Source organism: Variovorax sp. GrIS 2.14 (genome assembly GCF_046115955.1).
Lineage (GTDB): Bacteria > Pseudomonadota > Gammaproteobacteria > Burkholderiales > Burkholderiaceae_C > Variovorax.
On the sequence record NZ_JBJXIA010000011.1, the window covers coordinates 156,571 to 175,027 of the forward strand.

Consider the following 18,457-nt stretch of genomic DNA (forward strand, 5'->3'; position numbering starts at 1 on the left):
ATGGCCACGATCACCTCGCTCCGCCGCGCCACAGTGCGTGGCCCCGCTGCGAGCAGCCGCGACGGCGCGCAGTTGCTCTCGGGCGATGCGTTGCGGCTGGACGGGGTGACGCGCGCCTTTGGCGCGTTGCGCGCGGTCGACGACGTCTCGCTCACGGTCACGGCCGGCCAGAAGTACGCGGTGCTCGGCTCGAACGGCGCCGGCAAGACCACACTCTTCAATGCGATCACCGGCGACTTTCCGCCGACGGCCGGTCGCATCTATTTCTTCGGCGAAGACATCACCGACCTCGCTCCGCAAGACCGCATTCGCAAGGGTATGCGGCGCACCTATCAGTCTTCGCTTTTGTTCCGCGACCTGACGGTGCGGGACAACCTTTTTCTCGCGGTGCGCGGCGTCGCCAGCGGCCGTTTCAGCTTTCGGCGCCCGGGCGCCGGGCACCCTTCGACACGCGCGACCGACGACTTGCTCGATCGGTCGCGCCTGAGCCACATCGCCGACGAGCGCGTGGCCAACCTGGCGCATGGCCAGCAACGCCAGCTTGAAATCGGCATGGCACTCGCCGGTGCGCCGCGGCTCATCCTGTTTGACGAACCCGCTGCCGGCCTCTCGCCCGCCGAGCGTCGCGAACTCGTTGCACTGCTGACCTCGCTGCCGGCGCACATGAGCTTCGTGCTGATCGAGCATGACCTCGACATCGCACTGCGCGTGGTCGACCGTGTCACCGTCATGCACAACGGTCGTGTGCTGCGCACCGGCAGCCCGGACGAGATCGAGAACGACGCGCAAGTGCAGGCGATCTATATGGGGAGCAAGCACTGATGGCCTGGTTCGGCGGTGATCGCGAAGCAGCGGCCAGCAAGTCGACGGCGCTCGTCATCGACGGGCTCGACGTGTACTACGGCCGCGCCCATGCGTTGCAGGGCGTGAGCCTCACGCTGGAGCGCGGCGTGCTCGGCATCGTGGGCCGCAACGGCATGGGCAAGACGACGCTGTGCAACGCGATCACCGGCATGGTTCCGGCGCGGGGCAGCATTCGCTTTGCCGGCGAAGAGATCCTCGGCATGGCGCCGAACGAGATCACGAAGCGCGGCATCGCCTATGTGCCACAAGGTCGCCGCGTCTGGCCTTCGCTGTCGGTCGATGAAACGTTGCGGCTGGTGGCGAGCCGACGTCGCGACGTCGACCGGGTCTACACGATGTTTCCGAGATTGGCGGAACGCCGCAGCAATGGCGGCGCGCAGCTCTCCGGCGGCGAGCAGCAGATGCTGGCGATCGGCCGCGCGTTGTTGCTGAACCCGAAGCTGCTGGTCATGGACGAGCCCACCGAAGGGCTGGCGCCGGTGATCGTCGAGCAGGTTGCGCAGGCGCTGCGCGAGCTGGCGGCGGACGGCATCGCGGTGCTGCTGATCGAGCAGAACCTGGGCGTCGCACAGTCCGTGGCGGACCGGATCGGCTTGATGGTCAATGGCCGCATCGCGCAGGAGATGCCGGCGGCGGCACTTGCCGCGGACCGCGAGTTACAGGAGCGACTGCTGGGTGTGCGCTCGGGCGGTCACGGGGATGAACTCGATGCGGAGTTGCCGGCGGCCGGTGCGGCGCCATCGACCGGCACGCAGGTCTTCACCGTCCGGCGTGCGCATGGCGATGGGGCGCCATCGCTCGGCGACTTGGCGCCGGCGACGGTGCGCGGTTTTACGCGATGGAACGCTGGGGGGACTGCGGCGACGGTGACGGATATTTCGCGGGAGGCGATCTCGCCGTCTTCCGCATCGCTGTCGCCTTCGCATCGACCCTCACCCCAACCTTCTCCCGCTAACGGGAGAGGGGGCAATACCGCCGTCTTCGACTTTCCGGTGGCTGCCAGCAGCGAGCGCGCCGCCTATGTCGTGGGCACCTTCGACACCAAGGGACGCGAGCTCGGCTTTCTGCGCCAGTGCATCGAAAAGCTCGGCTTGCGTGTCGTCACGGTCGACCTGTCGACCTCGGGCAAGCCGTCGCCGGCCAGCATGCATCCGCGCGAGGTTGCGCGTCATCACCCCGAAGGCGAGTCGGCCGTCTTCAGCAATGACCGCGGGCGTGCGACGGAAGCGATGGGGCTCGCCTTCGAAGCTTTCGTGCGCACGCGTCGCGACATCGGCGGGGTCATTTCTGCAGGCGGCTCCGGCGGCACCTCGATGGCAACGCAAGGCATGCGCGCACTGCCGATCGGCTTGCCCAAGATGATGGTCTCGACCATGGCCAGCGGCGACACGCGCCCCTACGTCGGACCGAGCGACATCTGCATGATGTATTCGGTCACCGACGTGCAGGGCATCAATCGAATCAGCGAGAGCGTGCTGGCGAATGCAGCGAATGCGCTGGCCGGCATGGTCGCGCATCCGCCGGCAGTGTCCGCCATCACCCGGCCGGCCGTGGGACTCACCATGTTCGGGGTGACCACGCCCTGCGTGCAGGCCGTGACCAAGGCGCTCGAAGAAAGCTACGACTGCCTGGTATTCCACGCGACCGGCGTCGGTGGCCAGTCGATGGAAAAGCTCGCGGAGTCGGGCTTGCTGGCCGGCGTGATCGACGTCTCGACCACCGAAGTCGCGGACGAGATCGTCGGCGGAGTGCTGTCTGCCGGCCCGACACGGCTCGACGTGTTTGCCCACCACGCACTGCCGTACGTCGGCTCGTGCGGCGCGCTCGACATGGTGAACTTCGGCGCTTTCGAGACCGTTCCCGAGCGCTTCAGGGCGCGCAAGCTGTATCGGCACAACACGACCGTCACGTTGATGCGAACGACCGTCGAGGAGTGCCGCGCGATAGGCGAATTCATCGCGGCCAAGCTCAACGCGATGCGCGGGCCCGTGCGCTTTCTGATTCCCGAAGGCGGCGTCTCCGCGATCGACAAGGCCGGCCAGCCATTTCACGATCCCGAGGCCGACCGCATGCTGTTCTCGACCATCGAAGCAGGGTTCCGCGCCGGGCCCGACCGGCGTCTGCAACGCTTGCCGCTGCACATCAACGACGAAGCTTTTTCTGCCGCGCTCGTGGCCGCATGGCACGAGGTGTCGCGCACGCCGGTCGACGCGCGGCGCGCCTGAATCGAATAAGCCAGAACCAAAAACCAAGGGAAACCGAACACCATGCCACGCATCGCAAGATCGACATTGCTCGAACGCTTCCGCGCCAAGATCGAGTCGGGCAAGCCGCTCATCGGCGGGGGCGCTGGCACCGGCCTGTCGGCCAAGTGCGAAGAGGCCGGCGGCATCGACCTCATCGTTATCTACAACTCGGGGCGCTACCGCATGGCCGGCCGCGGCTCGCTGGCGGGGTTGATGGCCTATGGCAACGCAAACGAGATCGTGTGCGAGATGGCGCGCGAGGTGCTGCCGGTGGTCAAGCACACGCCGGTGCTGGCCGGCGTCAACGGCACCGATCCTTTCATGATCGCCGACGAGTTCCTGGGCCGGCTCATCACGCTCGGCTTCTCGGGCGTGCAGAACTTTCCGACGGTCGGACTCATCGACGGCACCTTTCGCGCCAACCTCGAAGAGACCGGCATGGGCTACGCGCTCGAAGTCGATCTCATCGCCCGCGCTCATGCGCTCGATCTGCTAACGACGCCCTATGTCTTCAACGAAGACGAAGCGCGCGCCATGGCCGGTGCCGGGGCCGACATCGTCGTGTGCCACCTCGGGCTTACCACCGGCGGCGCCATCGGGGCCGAGACCGCGCTGACGCTGGCCGACTGCGTGCCGCGCATCGACCGCTGGGCGGCAGCGGCGCGCGAGGTCAACCCGAATGCCATCGTGCTGTGCCACGGCGGCCCGATCGCCACGCCGAAAGATGCGCAGTACGTGCTCGAGCAGTGCCGCGCATGCGACGGCTTCTACGGCGCCAGTTCGATGGAGCGCTTGCCGACCGAGACGGCGCTCACCGACACCACGCGACGCTTTGTCGAGATCACGCGATAACAGGAGACGATGTCCATGTCAGGTTCTCAATTCGGTAGTTTCATCCTCGGGCTGATCGTTGTCGCGATCGTCGTCGCCATCGCGGTCTGGCTGCTCCACTGGCTCTATTTGCGCAGCTCGAAAGAGCGCGCCTTCGTGCGCACCGGCCTGGGCGGGCAAAAGGTGGTGCTCGACGGCGGCGCCTTCGTGCTGCCGATCGTGCACGACGTGATACCGGTCAACATGAACACGCTGCGCATCGAGGTGAGCCGTGGCCGCGACAAGGCACTCATCACCAAGGACCGCATGCGTGTCGATGTGATCGCCGAGTTCTACGTGCGGGTGGCTGCCAATGCCGATTCGGTGGCAGTGGCCGCGCAGACGCTGGGCCTGCGCACCATGGAGCCCGATCAGCTCAAGGAGCTGGTCGAAGGCAAGTTCGTCGATGCACTGCGCACCGCGGCGGCAGAGATGACAATGGAAGAGCTGCACGAAAAGCGCGGCGCCTATGTCAAGCGCGTGCGCGAAGCGGTGGCCGAGGATCTCACCAACAACGGCCTGGAGCTCGAAGCCGCTTCGCTCACGCAGCTCGACCAGACCGGCATGGAGTTCTTCAACCCGAGCAACGCTTTCGACGCCGAAGGTTTGACGCGGCTGACAGAGCAGATCGAGCATCGCAAGAAGCAGCGCAACGACGTCGAACAGGACACGTTGATCGCCATCCGAAACAAGAATCTCGAAGCCGAGAAGCTGTCGCTCGAAATCGATCGCGAGAGCGAACACGCGCGGCTGTCACAGCAGCGCGAAGTCGAGATGGCGCGCTCGCGTCAGCGCTCCGAAGTGGCGGTCGAACGGGCACAGCGGGAGCAACATGCAGAGAGCGCACAGATCGCCGCCAAGCAGAGCATCGACGCGGCGCGTATCCGCTCCGAACAGACGATCGAAGAAGGTCGCATCGGCAAGGAGCGTGCCATTCAGAGCGCCGAACTGGAGCGGCGCATGTCGCTGGAGCTGGCCGAACAACAGCGCTCGATCGCGGTCGCACGCGAGAGCAAGGCCCAAAGCGAGGCCCAGGCAGAAGCCGAGCTGGCGCGGGCGCAAGCCGTGTCGGCAGAAGAGAAAGTCTTCACCGCGCGCGAGGTCGAGATGGCCGAGCGCAAGAAGGCGATCGAGCTGATCGCGGCTGCATTGATCTCGGAGAGAGATGCTTTGCGGCTCACGTCGGCGGCGCAAGCGGAGAGCGATGCCAGCGCCAACCGCGGCGCGTCGATCCGCGCGCAGGCCGAAGCGGATGCGGATGCCGACAAGATCCGCTCGATGGCGTTGCGCATCCGTGCCGAGATCGAAGCTGAGGCGGCGCGCCTGATGAATGAAGCGCACAACATGCTCACGCCCGAGGCCCGGATGTCGGCGCTGCGTATGCGACTGGTCGAAAAAGCGGAGGGGATCATCCGCGAATCGGTACGCCCGATGGAGCGCATCGAGGGCATCAAGATCCTGCAGGTCGACGGCTTCGGCGGATCGTCGAACGGTGGCGGGCGCGATGGCGATGGCGTCGGTCTGGCCGATGGCTTGGTCAACTCTGCGCTGCGCTTCCGGGCGCAGGCACCGCTGGTCGACCAGTTGCTGCGCGAAATCGGCATCGAGGGCGGCGACATCCAGAAGCTGGTCGGCAATGTGAGCGGCTCGCATGCTGCGCTGCCGTCGAACGCATCCAAGGCCAAGCAGGACTAAGAGGAGCAGCGCATGGTGAATGTCTACGTTTCCAGCGTGATCGATGCGAGCGCCGACAGTGTGTGGTCGCGCGTTCGTGATTTCAACGGCATGCCGCAGTGGCATCCGCTGATCGCGGACAGCCGGATCGAGAACGGCCAGCCGGCCGATCGTGTCGGCTGTATCCGGCACTTTCATTTGCGCGATGGCGGCGCGATCCGCGAGCGCTTGCTCGCCCTGTCCGACTATGACTACAGCTGCACCTACGAGATCCTCGAAAGCCCGATGGGCGTGACCGACTACACCGCCACGCTCAAGCTGACGCCTGTGACCGACGGCACGCGTTGCTTCGCCGAATGGAGCGCCGAATTCGACTGCGACGAAGACCGTGAGCGCGAGTTGACCGAGTCGATAGGCGGCGGTGTTTTTCAGGGCGGCTTCGATGCTTTGAAGCGCCACTTCGGTAGTCGCTGATGCTTCAGAAGGTCGTCCGCTCGACCATCATCGATGCACCGATCGAGCGGGTGTGGGCCGTGCTGCGCGACTTCAACAGCCATGCCGAATGGCACGACGTGGTCGAGTCGAGTCGCATCGAAGGCAACGAACGAGGCGACCAAGTCGGCTGCGTCAGGAGCTTCACGCTGAAAGACGGCAACCGCATCCGCGAGCAGCTGCTGACGCTCTCCGACAAGGATCACAAGAGCACTTACTGCATCGTCGAGGCGACCTTGCCGCTGCAGCGCTACGTGGCGACGCTCACCCTCAAGCCGGTGACCGACGGCCGCCGGACCTTCTGGCATTGGGAGTCGACCTTTGGCACGCCGCCTGGACGGGAACGCGAGTTGCGCGAAACGGTAGCGCAAGGTGTGTACGAGGCCGGCTTTGTCAATCTGCGGCGGTATCTTCAGCAAGGCGGTGACCTTCATGGAGGCGGCAACACGACGTCTTCGTTGCCTCGCGCTTTGCCTGTGTCGACGCGACGTGTCGGCCTTTCGCACTATGGTGCCGCCGACGTGCTGCAGCCGCAAAGCGGTGAAGCAGCGGCACCGCGCGCCGGCGAAGTACGCATCCAGCAGCGCGCCATCGGCATCAACTTCATCGACGTCTATCTCCGTCGTGGCTGGATTCCCTCCCTGCTGCCGGTGTCGGAGGCGTCGCCCGGCGTTCCCGGCATGGAGGCCGCCGGTGGCGTGCTCGACGTCGGCGAAAACGTCCATGGCTTTTTCTCCGGCGACCGCGTCGCCTACCTCGGTCCGGTGCCGGGCGCCTACTGCGGCGTGCGCTCGGTCCCGGCGGAATGGGTGGTGCGCTTGCCGCCGGCCATCGAAGACGAGGTTTCTGCGGCATTGCTGCTCAAGGGCATCACCGCCGACTGCCTGCTCCATGATTTGGGGCGAGTGCAGCGCGGCACGCGCATCCTGGTGCATGCGGCGGCCGGTGGCGTCGGACTGTTGCTGTGTTCATGGGCACGGCACCTTGGCGCGACCGTGGTGGGCACCGTGTCGAGCGAGGCCAAGGCGCGCATCGCGCGCGAACATGGTTGCGAGCACGTCATCGTCACGCGCGACTATCGCTTTGCCGATGCGGTGCAGCATGCGTGCGGCGGCGTCGACGTTTTGGTCGACGGGCTTGGTGAAGCGGCCCGCGACGAAAACCTCGCATCGCTCGCGCGCCGCGGGCACTGGATCAGCCTGGGTCAGGCCACCGGCGCATTGACGGCGCTGTCGTCCGACATGCTCGGGGCCAAGTCGCTCAGCTTCTCGCGGCCCGTGGTTTTCGACTACGTGTCGGCGCCGGGACAGCTCGCAGAACGTGCGCAGCGCGTGTGGAACGCGCTGGCCGAGGGCGCCATCAGGACGCCGGTGATCGAACGCTTCTCGCTCGATGCCGCGGCCCAGGCGCACGCGCGGCTCGAATCCCGGACCAGCATCGGCGCGCTGGTGCTCATTGCATAACGAACTGAAACGGAGACAAAGATGATCGTCGGAATGAACCATTTCACCGTGACCGCGGAAGACGAAGCGAAGACGCTGGACTTCTATTGCGGCCTGCTCGGTCTGCACGTCGGTCATCGGCCGGACCTCGGCTTTCCCGGGGCCTGGCTGTATGGCACCGGCACGCAGGCGGTACTGCACATGTACTTTGGCCGCCCGGTGCCGACGCAGCGCACAGGCGTGATCGACCACATGGCGTTCACGGCCGAAGGTCTCCGCGAGGTCAAAGCGCGCTTCGATCAGCGCGGCTGGAAATACGAACTGGGGCAACAGGTCGGCTCCGGCATCTGGCAGCTCTTTTGCCACGACCCGAGCGGGGCAAAGGTCGAACTGGACTTCGATGCAAAGGAATCTTTAGCGGCCTCCTGAGGCGCCGAACGAATCCAATGTGAGCGGAGGACCGTATCAAGCGCAGCCAACGCACATCTTTGCGACGGCCTACCTCGAGAGGATCCCTCCAATGAAACGCAATCTTCACCGCTTCGCCTCCATCACCCTCGCCGCAGCCATGGCCCTGGGTGCCGCTTCCGCCATAGCCCAAGTGACTGTGGGCGGCGCAATGATGTACCCGACCAAGGACATCATCGACAACGCTGTCAATTCCAAGGACCACACGACGCTCGTCGCGGCCGTCAAGGCAGCCGGTCTGGTCGACACGCTCAAAGGCCCAGGCCCGTTCACCGTTTTCGCACCGACCAACAAAGCGTTTGCAGCCCTGCCCGCCGGAACGGTCGACACTTTGCTCAAGCCTGAAAACAAAGACAAGCTGACCACCATCCTGACCTACCACGTCGTGGCCGGGAACATGGATTCGAAGATGCTGATGAAGGCAATCAAGGACGGCAAGGGAACGGCGTCGCTGAAGACCGTGTCGGGCGGCACGCTGACGGCAAAATCGAGTGGCAAGAAAGTCATGATCACCGACGAAAACGGCGGCACGGCAAACGTGACGATCGCCGACGTGAAGCAATCCAACGGCGTCATTCACGTCGTCGACAAAGTTCTTTTGCCGAAGTAACGACTCGCCAGCCGTCAAAATGTGGGGATTCGCTCCGGTTTCCACATAGGCCCACTGACCCGGGCTACGCACGGCCCTATGCATCCGCTCGTTCCCCTCGCCATCCTGACCGTATTGATCGGTGTACCCGCATTTCTTATGACTCCCCGAGAGAAGCGGGGAGTCTTCACGCTGCATCTCGCGATGGTGACCGGCCTGACCGCTTATGTGGTTCTGGGGGACAGCCTGTAGCTGTCAGCTGTCGTGCAGCAGCTCGTTCAGCAGCCGAGTCCGCCGGTAATAACCAGAATCAGCGCCTGCAGATGCCCAACACCAGCTCCTGCTCGGTGCAGTTTCTCGGACTTGGTAGCGCTGTTCCTCCAGCGGTAGAGAAACCGACAGCACTCCGCTTAGCGATGCAGGCGCGCATGCGTTTTTCTGTCGGCGCGTAGTAGCGCCATCCCTGGCTCAGTGGTGGGAGCTCCAGCCGCACCTGCTTCCACTTGGGATGTCCATTTGCCTGAAGCTTGTCGAAGTTGGCACAGAGCGACTCGGCAAAACGATTCAGGTTGACAACTGTCGACTGCAGTCCGTAGTCGTAGGTGACGAGGTAGGCTTTGACGGTCAATGCAGGCACGTCGTTCTTGAGCCACGCCGAATAACTGGCGGCACGTATCACCGCAGGAAAGTAAGTTTTCTTGGCGCGGGCCGACTCGGGTTCCGTATCGTCGAGCTTCAGGAGCTTGATGTAGATGCGGGCCTCGGCCTTCATCTCGGTGAACAGCTTGGCTGGCTGACCCGCGACGATGATCGCAACGTCGATCGACTTGTCGACAGTGAGCTTGGCAAGTGCTTCTTCATTGCTGAGGTACTGCGTATTGGCAGGCGGCAGCGGCTCCCCGAACATCAGTTGATACAGCGTTCTCGACGTGAGGGCGGTGCCGCTTCCCAAGGGCCCGACGGCGATCTTCTTGTTCTTGATTTCGTGAATGCTGTTGAGCGGCGAATCGGCGCGCGCGACGAAATAGATCTCCTCGTCATAGAGCGGCATGATGAGGCGCAGAGGCTTGATGATGTCCCCGGCGTCGGCGTTGCCGGCCTTGGCTTCGTCCAGAAACGCCTGGTACACGTCCGACTGCACAAGCGCCAGCTTGACTCCCTGCTCGAATCGCATTCGCTGAATGTTTTCTGCCGAGCCTTTCGACTCGAGAACTTCCAGCGCAATGTCGGCGGGTTCCGCGACCAGCGTGGCCAAGTCGCGACCGATCTGAATGTAGGTGCCTGTTTTCGTCGCGGTGACGATCTTGTACTCAGCGCGAGGCGCCGCGGTCGCGCACAGAACGACAGAGATCCACAACAGGGCTGCTACCAGCAATCTGATGGGCATGTGGCTCCCTCCGAGCGGCTATTCTTTTGGGCACAGTGCCAATGCGGCGAGCGCCACACTGCACTCTTTCTGCGACGCTCGAAGCGGGCCAGTGGCTTGCTCGAGGGGGTCGGTAGTCGGTGCGTCCGGCGTCTCAGGGGCGCCTGGCGCTGAGTCATCCGATACAGACGCGTTGGACGCCATGCGAGAAGTGGCATCCAGCAGTTCGCTGCGAGAGGTAGACCGCTCCTGAATGCGCAGATCGAGGGCGTCTCTGAGCGATTGGACAGCGGGGTCGTCCGGATGACTTGATTCGATCGCATCGAGAAGCTGGACGGCACTCCTCAGATCACCGCGATTCAAGGCTGTCTGCACTCGCTCGGTGTCGACCTTGAAGTCACTCCGAGTGTCGAAATAGCCTTGCCTCGCGCCCAAGAAAGCGACCGCCATCACTACCAGCGCCAAGGCGATTCCAGCCTTCAGGTTTTTAGGCGATATACGCGCCATCCAGTCCGTCTTACCCCCAACGCCCAACACTTCTGTCTGCCAGTAGTTGCTGGGCTGGGCCAGTGAGACCCCGGTGTCTCCTTTTGCGTTGGGCGCCTTGCCCGCCGGGCCGGAAATTGGAATGACTTCCGCCGCGCCCGGGTGGACGGTGTCCGCGAATTCGAGTCCGATGGAGTCTTTCTCTTTACTGGAGGCGGATCTATGGCGTGCAGACTCGGTTGCCGCTGCAGCATCTGTTTCTGCATCTCCATCGACGGGCGAGAACTGATCTTCCAGGCAGAACGGGCAAAACCGGTTCCACTCCTGCAACAGCCCGGCACATCGTTTACAGGGCACTGAGAACGATGGGTCCAACTCACGGGGGTTCGCAATGGTTCGATAACGGTCCATGCTGGCGGTGAAGGGTTTTGTGTATTTTGGACCTACTTTGCTGCGCAACCAAGGGGGTCGAATACAACTCGGACGGTGTGCAGACGCAAAAAAGCCACCCGAAGGTGGCTTTTTTCATTGGGCAAATCCCAAAATACTGGCGGAGCGGACGGGACTCGAACCCGCGACCCCCGGCGTGACAGGCCGGTATTCTAACCAACTGAACTACCACTCCTGGTAGACAACGTTCACTCTGTGAAGAGCCAAGTGCTGACGACTTGCTTGCCTCATCGACCGAAGCCGATTTGGCGACCCTACGGGGATTCGAACCCCGGTAGCCACCGTGAAAGGGTGGTGTCCTAGGCCTCTAGACGATAGGGTCAAAACCTTGGACTAATCCGATAACTTCCGATTCGACAACCTTGATGGTGGAGGTAAACGGGATCGAACCGATGACCTCTTGCATGCCATGCAAGCGCTCTCCCAGCTGAGCTATACCCCCTCGGGTGTCGAGCCTCGAATTATAGCTTGAAACTCAAGCCGCTCTCAACCTTGCGACAGCGGTTTCGCGAGTGAACAACGCAAGCACCGCATCGAGCGATGGTGTCTGAGCCGTTCCCATCGTTAAAACACGCACCGGCATGGCGAGTGTGGGCATCTTGATGCCATGTGCAACGAGCACTTCCTTGATGGCGGCGCCGATCGAAGGCTTGTCCCACGTCGCGTCAGAAAGCTTGTCGGCCAGCGCGAGGACGACCGGGCGGATCGCCTCGGTCACATGCTGCACGCGGTCGGCCTCGCCGGGTGTCACATCGGCATAGAACGCCGCAGCCCAGTGGGCCAACACGACCGTGGTGTCGCAGCGGTCTTTGAACAACGCGCAAATCGCAGGCAGCCGCTCGTCGGCCACGATGCCGCGCTTTTGCAACTGCACCGCAACCAGCGGCGCGAGCGCATCGTCGGGCTTCGCCTTGATGTACTGCGCATTGACCCAGGCCAGCTTGGCCGCGTCCCACTGCGCCGGGCTTTTGGACAGATGCGAGCCATCGAACCAGCTCACCATCTGCTCGCGCGTGAACAGCTCTTCGTCACCGTGGCTCCAGCCCAGCCTGGCCAGATAGTTGAGCATCGCCTCGGGCAGGTAGCCGTTCTCTTCGTACGCCGTCACGCTCACTGCGCCGCGCCGCTTCGACAGCTTCTGCCCATCGTCGCCGAGGATCACCGGCACGTGGCCGAATCGCGGCAGCGGCGCGCCGAGCGCGTTGAAGATGTTGATCTGCCACGGCGTGTTGTTGATGTGCTCGTCGCCGCGAAACACGTGGCTGATCGCCATGTCCCAATCGTCGACCACCACTGCAAAGTTGTATGTCGGCACACCATCGGGCCGCAGGATGATCAGGTCGTCGATCTCGCGGTTGTTGATGGTGATCTCGCCCTTGACGAGGTCGTCCCAGGTCACGTCGCCGCTCATCGGATTGCAGAAGCGCACCACGGGCGGCACGCCTTCCGGCACCGGTGGCAGCACCTTGCCCGCCGCGGGGCGCCAGCGACCGTCGTACAGAGTTTTCTCACCGCGCGCGCGTTGCGCTTCACGCACTTCTTCCAACTCGGCCGGAGTGCAATAGCAGCGGTACGCGGTGCCGGCCGCGAGCATCTGTGCAATGACTTCCTGGTAGCGCGCCAACCGCTGCATCTGATAGATCGGGCCTTCGTCGTAGTCCAGACCGAGCCAGTGCATCGAGGCGAGGATCTGGTCGGTCGAATCCTGCGTGGACCGTGCGACGTCGGTGTCTTCGATGCGCAGCACGAACTCACCGCCGTGATGCCGCGCGTAGGCCCACGAATACAGCGCGGTGCGCGCGGTGCCGAGGTGCAGAAAACCCGTCGGGGAAGGAGCGATGCGGGTGCGAACTTTGCCGGTCATGAAAGCGATCAGGTACTGAGTGTGTCGAACCCGCGCAGCAGGTCGGTCTTGATGTCGTCGATATGGTCGAGGCCGACCGCGAGCCGGATCAAGCCCTGCCCGATGCCGGCCGCCTGGCGCTGCGCTTCGGTCAGGCGACCATGCGAAGTCGTGCCGGGGTGCGTGATGATCGTCTTCGTATCGCCGAGGTTGGTCGCGATGCTGACGACGCGCGTGCTGTTGATGACATGGAATGCATTGGCACGCGCCGTTTCCGGGTCGCCGCCGCGCACGTCGAACGACAGCACCGCACCGCCCTGCCCCGACTGCTGGCGCATCGCCAACTCGTGTTGCGGATGCGACTTCAAGCCCGGGTAGTAGACGCGCGAAACAGCCGGCTGCGTTTCGAGCCATTCGGCTACAGCCAAAGCATTCGCGCACTGCGCCTGCATGCGGATGCCGAGCGTCTCCAGGCCCTTCAAAACGACCCACGCATTGAACGGCGCAAGCGCCATGCCTGCGGTACGCACCACCGGCCCAAACACATCGACGATCAACCGCGAAGGCCCGCAAATCGCGCCCGCCATGACGCGGCCCTGGCCGTCGAGGTACTTGGTGCCCGAGTGAATCACCAGATCGGCACCCAACTCGGTCGGCCGCTGCAACGCTGGCGAACAAAAGCAGTTGTCGACCGCGAGCAACGCGCCCACGCTGTGCGCAAGGTCTGCGAGCGCGCGGATGTCGCAAACGTCGGTCAGCGGATTGGTCGGCGTTTCGGCGAACAGCAGCTTGGTGGTGGGGCGCAACGCGTCACGCCATTCGGTCACATCGGTCTGCGAAACGAAGCTGGTTTCGACGCCGAACTTCGCGAACTCCTTGGCGAACAGATTGAGCGTAGAACCGAACATCGAACGCGAGCAGATCACGTGATCGCCCATCTTCAGCAGACCCATGCACATCATGAGGATCGCACCCATGCCGGTCGATGCGCCGATGGCCGCTTCTGTGCCTTCCAGCGCTGCGAGCCGCTGCTCGAAGCTGGTAACCGTCGGGTTCGACGTTCGCCCGTAGGTGAAGCCTTCTTCGGTGCCGGCGAAGCGGCGCATCGATGTTTCTGCATCGGGCTGCACGAAGCCGCTGGTGAGGAACAAGGCTTCTGAGTTTTCGCCGTGCTGGCTGCGCGGCAACGCGGTGCGCACGGCCAGCGTGTCGCGGTGCAGTCCGGGTGGCAAGGATCGATCGGTCACGGATTCTTTCGCTTCTTCGCAGGTTATTCGGAGCACTATTCAGAGAAATTCGGTAGCGCGAGCCGCGAGGAGTCTTCTTCCGTCTCCTCCATGCGCGGTCGGCTGCCGTTCATGCGGTTGATCGACTCAGTGTCGATGTCGCCGGTGACGTACACGCCGTCGAAACACGAGGCATCGAAGCCGTCGAGCTTGGGATTGAGCGAACCGATGGCTCGCTTCATGGCATCCACGTCCTGATAGATCAACGCATCGCAACCGATGAGTTCGCGAATCTCTTCGATGGTGCGGTCGTGTGCCACCAACTCGTCTTTGGTCGGCATGTCGATGCCGTACACGTTGGGGTAGCGCACCGGCGGTGCCGCGCTGGCCAGATAGACCTTGCGTGCGCCGGCGTCGCGCGCCATCTGCACGATCTCTCGACTCGTCGTGCCGCGCACGATCGAATCGTCAACCAGCAGCACATTGCGCCCTTTGAATTCGCTGGCGATCACGTTGAGCTTTTGCCGGACCGACTTCTTGCGAATGCCCTGCCCCGGCATGATGAAAGTGCGACCGACGTAGCGGTTCTTGACGAAGCCTTCGCGGTACGGAATGCCGAGCAGATGCGCCAGCTGCGTGGCGCTCGGCCGGCTCGATTCCGGGATCGGGATGATCACGTCGATCTGGCTCGGCGGCACCGTCGACACCACGCGCTTGGCCAGCGCTTCGCCCAGGTTCAGGCGCGCCTGGTAGACCGAAATGCCATCGAGTGTCGAATCGGGCCGCGCCAGGTAGACGAACTCGAAAATACACGGTTTGAGGGTCGCCGCCTCGGCACACTGGCGCGAATGCACTTGGCCCTGCAGATCGATGAACACCGCCTCGCCCGGTGCGATGTCGCGCTCGAACTTGAAGCCCGAACCTTCGAGCGCGACCGACTCGCTCGCCACCATGATCACGCCATCGGCGTTGCGTCCCATGCACAACGGGCGGATGCCGTACGGATCGCGGAACGCCAGCAGGCCGTGTCCCGAGATCATCGACACCACGGCATACGAGCCGCGTAGGCGTTTTTGCATGCTGGTGACGGAAGCGAAGACTTCTTCGGAGTGCAATGGCACACCGCGCGTCGCGCGCTCGAGTTCGTGCGCGAGCACGTTGAGCAGAACTTCAGAGTCACTCTCGGTGTTGGTGTGGCGGTGATCGGTCGAAAACAGTTCGGCCCGCAGCGCATGCGCGTTGGTCAGATTGCCGTTGTGCACGAGCACGATGCCGAAGGGCGCGTTCACGTAGAACGGCTGAGCTTCTTCTTCGCTGTAGGCATTGCCGGCGGTCGGGTAACGCACCTGGCCCAAGCCGATGTTGCCGGGCAGTGCCCGCATGTTGCGCGTGCGAAACACGTCTTTCACCATGCCCTTGGCCTTGTGCATGAAGAACTTGCGCTCCAGCAAGGTCACGATGCCGGCTGCGTCCTGACCGCGATGCTGCAGCAGCAGCAAGGCGTCGTAGAGCAGTTGATTCACAGGAGCGTTGCTGACAACGCCGACGATTCCGCACATGGGGACAATCCTCTCAAGGAAGGTAACTGGCCAACTTTTCCGGCAAAACGGGCTTCACGCCCTGCAAGGCCGTATCAAGAACAATGGCGCCGCGCGACTCCTTCCACAAGGCTCCGCCGCCCAACGCCAACAAATGAACCACCACCGCGACCACCATCAACGCGACGGCGCCGCGCACCAGACCGAAAGCGGCGCCGAGTGTGCGGTCGACCGGTCGCAACCCCACCGCGGTGATCATCCGGCGCGTCAATGAAGCCACCAGCCCCACAGCGAAAGCGACCGCAATGAACACCAGCACGAAGGCGACCGGGTAGCGCCACACGGCACCGGCCTCACCGATCGGCAACCAGTCCGCCACCGGCCCGGCAAACCACTGCGCGCACAAGAAGGCGGCAATCCAGCCCGCCAGCGAAATCACCTCGAACACCAGCCCGCGCATCAAGCCGAGCAACACCGACACCACGAGCACTGCAATACCGATCCAGTCGAGCAAGGCCATTGCAGCACGTAGGCGATTACAGCGTGAGCACCGAAGCCGCCAACGACAGGCTCTTGACGCGGCTCGCTGCGCGATCGGCTTCGGCCCGCGTGGCGAACGGGCCGACGCGCACACGCGTGCGTTCACCGTCTGCCGTCTTGGCCACATGGGTGTAGGTTTTGAGACCGGCGCTTTCGAGTTTCTGCCGAACTTCGCGTGCCTTGGACGCATCTGCAAAGGCGCCGACCTGGACCGCGAAACGGCCCGCCTCGTCGGAAGCCGCGGGCTGCTTGGCGGTTGAAGTCGCAGAGGCGGTGGCCGTCGTGGCGGTGGCGCTGCTGGCCACCTTGCCTTCGAGCAAGGCGCGGGCGCGGGCGCCGTCTTCGCTGGAGGCCGCCTTCACTTCGGTCGGCTTGGGTTTTGGCTCCGCTTTGGCCTCTGACTTCGGTTCAGGTTTCGGCTTGGCTTCAGCTTTCACTTCAGGCTTGGGCTTGACTTCCGGCTTGTGCTCAGGCTTTGGTTCTGGCTTCAGCTCGGGCTTGGCTTCGGCCTTCACCTCGGGCTTGGAATCAGGCTTGGAATCAGGCTTGGGGACTGGCGCAGTCGTCACCGGTTTGCTCGCAGAAATCTCGCTGCCATCGGCGGTCTCGGTGATCATGGCGCTCGATGGCGATGCGGCAGCGATGCGTGTGCTGGCGATTCCTTTGCCGCCGTCCCCGTCCGGCGCAGCGGACGTAGGCGCCGGAGTGGTCGGCACGGTCAGCGGTTTGACCTTGTTGCGATCGGGAATTTCAATGGGAATATCTACCGAAACCGGCCGCGGTTGCGTGTCGAATAGCAGCGGAAAACCGATGACACCGACCAGCACCAGCACCGCAGCGCCGAGCAAGCGATGCCGGGCCCGGCGGCGCATGGCTTCGACGCTCTCGGCCGGCGGTGACGCGACGCTGGCGCTGCGCCCTTCGTTGCCTTGAGAACCGCGGTTGCGGAACTTGAAAAACGCCATGAAAGTCGGTCCCTGATGTGTGCAGCGAAAGAAAAGAAAAATGCGCCGCGGACTGCACTGTCGGCTTAGGCCGATCGGGCGCTTGACAGCAGGTGTTTGGCTTGCAGACGAGGTGTTCCGTTCACCAGCACGCCGCCCACTGTGAAGAACGATCCGAAGACCACGATTCTATCAGCGGGGTCTGCGCGATCGATGGCTGCTTGGAGCGCTTCGAGCGGCGCCGCATGCACCGTGGCCGCGACGTCGGTACGGGTGTTCTGCGCTTGCCAGAGTGCCATCATGTCGGCTGCTTTGGCGGCGCGAGGTGTCGGTAGGTCCGTGAAGTACCAGCGGTCGATCAGCGGCCCGATGCGCGCGAACATCGCTGCCAGGTCTTTGTCCACCATTACGCCGAAAACGGCATGCGTGGTCGGAAAGAAACCCATCGCGTCGAGGTTCTCGGCCAGCGCCGCGACGGCATGCGGGTTGTGCGCCACATCGAGTACCAGCGAGGGCTGGCCCGGCACGATCTGGAAGCGGCCCGGCAAGTCGACCATCGCGAGGCCGGTTCGCACGGCCTGCGCCGTGATCGGCAACAAGGGCCGCACCGCTTCGAGTGCGGCGAGAGCGCCTGCCGCATTGATCAACTGGTTGGCGCCGCGCAGGGCCGGGTATGCCATGCCGCTGTAGCGGCGGCCGCGACCCGACCAGCCCCACTGTTGCGGATCGCCAGAGACATTGAAGTCGCGGCCGAACAACCAAAGGTCGGCGCCGATCGCTTTGGCGTGATCGATCACGCTCTGCGGCGGCATCGGATCGCTCACGACGGCCGGCTTTCCGGTGCGCAGGATGCCGGCCTTTTCGAAACCGATGCTCTCCCGATCGGAACCCAGGAAATCCATGTGGTCGAGATCGATGCTGGTGATGACCGAACAGTCGGCGTCGATGATATTGACCGCATCGAGACGACCGCCGAGACCGACCTCGAGGATGACGATATCCGGCTTTTCAGCTGCGGCACATCGCATCAGCGCCAGCGTGGTGAGCTCAAAGTATGTGAGGCTGATTTCTTCCCGCGCCGTTTCGACTGCAGCGAAGTGCGGCAGCAGTTTGGCGGCTTCGACCTGCTCGCCCGCCAGCCGCAATCGCTCCTCGAAATGCACGAGATGCGGTGACGTGTAAACCGCGGTGCGATAGCCGGCGTGCGTCAGGATCGACTCGAGCATGGCGCAGGTCGAGCCCTTGCCATTGGTGCCGGCGACGGTGATGACGGGGCAATCGAACTTCAGACCCATGCGCGCGGCGACGCGGCGCACGCGGTCCAGGCCGAGATCGATGTTCTTTGCGTGCAGGCGCTCGGCGTGTGCGAGCCAGTCGGCGAGGGTTTCCATGGACCCCGGATTGTCGCCGACGCGCGGT

At 63.7% G+C, this 18,457-nt stretch carries 16 protein-coding genes, 3 tRNA genes and 1 pseudogene; 9 read left to right on the forward strand and 11 right to left on the reverse strand.

Features of this window, described 5'->3' with window-relative positions; all coding sequences use genetic code 11:
* The 9 genes and pseudogenes from RCH10_RS18240 to RCH10_RS18280 all read left to right on the forward strand — a co-directional run bounded on the left by RCH10_RS18240 (position 1) and on the right by RCH10_RS18280 (position 8,666).
* Positions 1 to 822 (forward strand): ABC transporter ATP-binding protein, encoded by an 822-nt coding sequence (locus RCH10_RS18240; RefSeq protein ID WP_409053476.1) that lies wholly within the window; start codon positions 1 to 3, stop codon positions 820 to 822.
* Positions 822 to 1,316 (forward strand): annotated as a pseudogene (locus RCH10_RS18245) (ABC transporter ATP-binding protein); the annotation flags it as partial. The gene RCH10_RS18240 and the pseudogene RCH10_RS18245, both read left to right, overlap by 1 nt.
* A 540-nt stretch (positions 1,317 to 1,856) precedes the next feature.
* Positions 1,857 to 3,089: a Tm-1-like ATP-binding domain-containing protein gene (locus RCH10_RS18250; protein WP_409053525.1), complete on the forward strand. Its 1,233-nt coding sequence runs from the start codon at positions 1,857 to 1,859 to the stop codon at positions 3,087 to 3,089.
* Positions 3,090 to 3,131: 42 nt separating this feature from the next.
* Positions 3,132 to 3,962 carry a phosphoenolpyruvate hydrolase family protein gene (locus tag RCH10_RS18255; protein ID WP_323498517.1) on the forward strand — a complete coding sequence of 277 codons (831 nt, stop codon included), beginning with the start codon at positions 3,132 to 3,134 and terminating at the stop codon, positions 3,960 to 3,962.
* A 15-nt stretch (positions 3,963 to 3,977) separates the two neighbouring features.
* Positions 3,978 to 5,675, forward strand: a complete 1,698-nt coding sequence (locus RCH10_RS18260; protein WP_323498518.1) for a flotillin domain-containing protein — start codon at positions 3,978 to 3,980, stop codon at positions 5,673 to 5,675.
* Positions 5,676 to 5,687: 12 nt separating this feature from the next.
* On the forward strand, positions 5,688 to 6,128 hold the full coding sequence (locus RCH10_RS18265; protein WP_187050997.1) for an SRPBCC family protein: 441 nt from the start codon (positions 5,688 to 5,690) through the stop codon (positions 6,126 to 6,128).
* A complete protein-coding gene (locus tag RCH10_RS18270; RefSeq protein ID WP_409053477.1) occupies positions 6,128 to 7,609 on the forward strand; it encodes an SRPBCC family protein in 1,482 nt (493 codons plus the stop codon). Before RCH10_RS18265 ends, RCH10_RS18270 begins: the two co-directional genes overlap by 1 nt.
* Positions 7,610 to 7,630: 21 nt before the next feature.
* Positions 7,631 to 8,017, forward strand: coding sequence for a VOC family protein (locus tag RCH10_RS18275; protein ID WP_409053478.1), 387 nt, complete (start codon positions 7,631 to 7,633; stop codon positions 8,015 to 8,017).
* 91 nt (positions 8,018 to 8,108) lie between these two features.
* Positions 8,109 to 8,666 carry a fasciclin domain-containing protein gene (locus tag RCH10_RS18280; protein WP_409053479.1) on the forward strand — a complete coding sequence of 186 codons (558 nt, stop codon included), beginning with the start codon at positions 8,109 to 8,111 and terminating at the stop codon, positions 8,664 to 8,666.
* Between the two features lie 289 nt (positions 8,667 to 8,955).
* Here RCH10_RS18280 and RCH10_RS18285 read toward each other — a convergent pair whose 3' ends face one another.
* The 11 genes from RCH10_RS18285 to folC form a co-directional block, all read right to left on the reverse strand.
* Positions 8,956 to 10,032 carry a TAXI family TRAP transporter solute-binding subunit gene (locus tag RCH10_RS18285; protein ID WP_409053480.1) on the reverse strand — a complete coding sequence of 359 codons (1,077 nt, stop codon included), beginning with the start codon at positions 10,030 to 10,032 and terminating at the stop codon, positions 8,956 to 8,958.
* An 18-nt stretch (positions 10,033 to 10,050) separates the two neighbouring features.
* Positions 10,051 to 10,908 carry a hypothetical protein gene (locus tag RCH10_RS18290; protein ID WP_409053481.1) on the reverse strand — a complete coding sequence of 286 codons (858 nt, stop codon included), beginning with the start codon at positions 10,906 to 10,908 and terminating at the stop codon, positions 10,051 to 10,053.
* A gap of 137 nt (positions 10,909 to 11,045) precedes the next feature.
* A tRNA-Asp gene (locus RCH10_RS18295) sits at positions 11,046 to 11,122 on the reverse strand.
* 71 nt (positions 11,123 to 11,193) lie between these two features.
* Positions 11,194 to 11,269, reverse strand: a tRNA-Glu gene (locus RCH10_RS18300).
* Between the two features lie 44 nt (positions 11,270 to 11,313).
* Positions 11,314 to 11,389, reverse strand: a tRNA-Ala gene (locus RCH10_RS18305).
* Between the two features lie 33 nt (positions 11,390 to 11,422).
* Entirely contained in the window at positions 11,423 to 12,811 is a 1,389-nt protein-coding gene (gene gltX / locus RCH10_RS18310; RefSeq protein WP_409053482.1) for a glutamate--tRNA ligase, read from the reverse strand.
* An 8-nt stretch (positions 12,812 to 12,819) separates the two neighbouring features.
* Positions 12,820 to 14,037 (reverse strand): O-succinylhomoserine sulfhydrylase, encoded by a 1,218-nt coding sequence (locus RCH10_RS18315; RefSeq protein WP_323498526.1) that lies wholly within the window; start codon positions 14,035 to 14,037, stop codon positions 12,820 to 12,822.
* 35 nt (positions 14,038 to 14,072) lie between these two features.
* Positions 14,073 to 15,575, reverse strand: a complete 1,503-nt coding sequence (gene purF / locus RCH10_RS18320) for an amidophosphoribosyltransferase (protein ID WP_187050989.1) — start codon at positions 15,573 to 15,575, stop codon at positions 14,073 to 14,075.
* Positions 15,576 to 15,588: 13 nt separating this feature from the next.
* Positions 15,589 to 16,074 (reverse strand): CvpA family protein, encoded by a 486-nt coding sequence (locus RCH10_RS18325; protein ID WP_409053483.1) that lies wholly within the window; start codon positions 16,072 to 16,074, stop codon positions 15,589 to 15,591.
* Between the two features lie 16 nt (positions 16,075 to 16,090).
* Positions 16,091 to 17,059 (reverse strand): SPOR domain-containing protein, encoded by a 969-nt coding sequence (locus tag RCH10_RS18330; protein ID WP_409053484.1) that lies wholly within the window; start codon positions 17,057 to 17,059, stop codon positions 16,091 to 16,093.
* A gap of 65 nt (positions 17,060 to 17,124) precedes the next feature.
* Entirely contained in the window at positions 17,125 to 18,429 is a 1,305-nt protein-coding gene (gene folC, locus RCH10_RS18335) for a bifunctional tetrahydrofolate synthase/dihydrofolate synthase (RefSeq protein WP_409053485.1), read from the reverse strand.
* Positions 18,430 to 18,457: the final 28 nt, after the last annotated feature.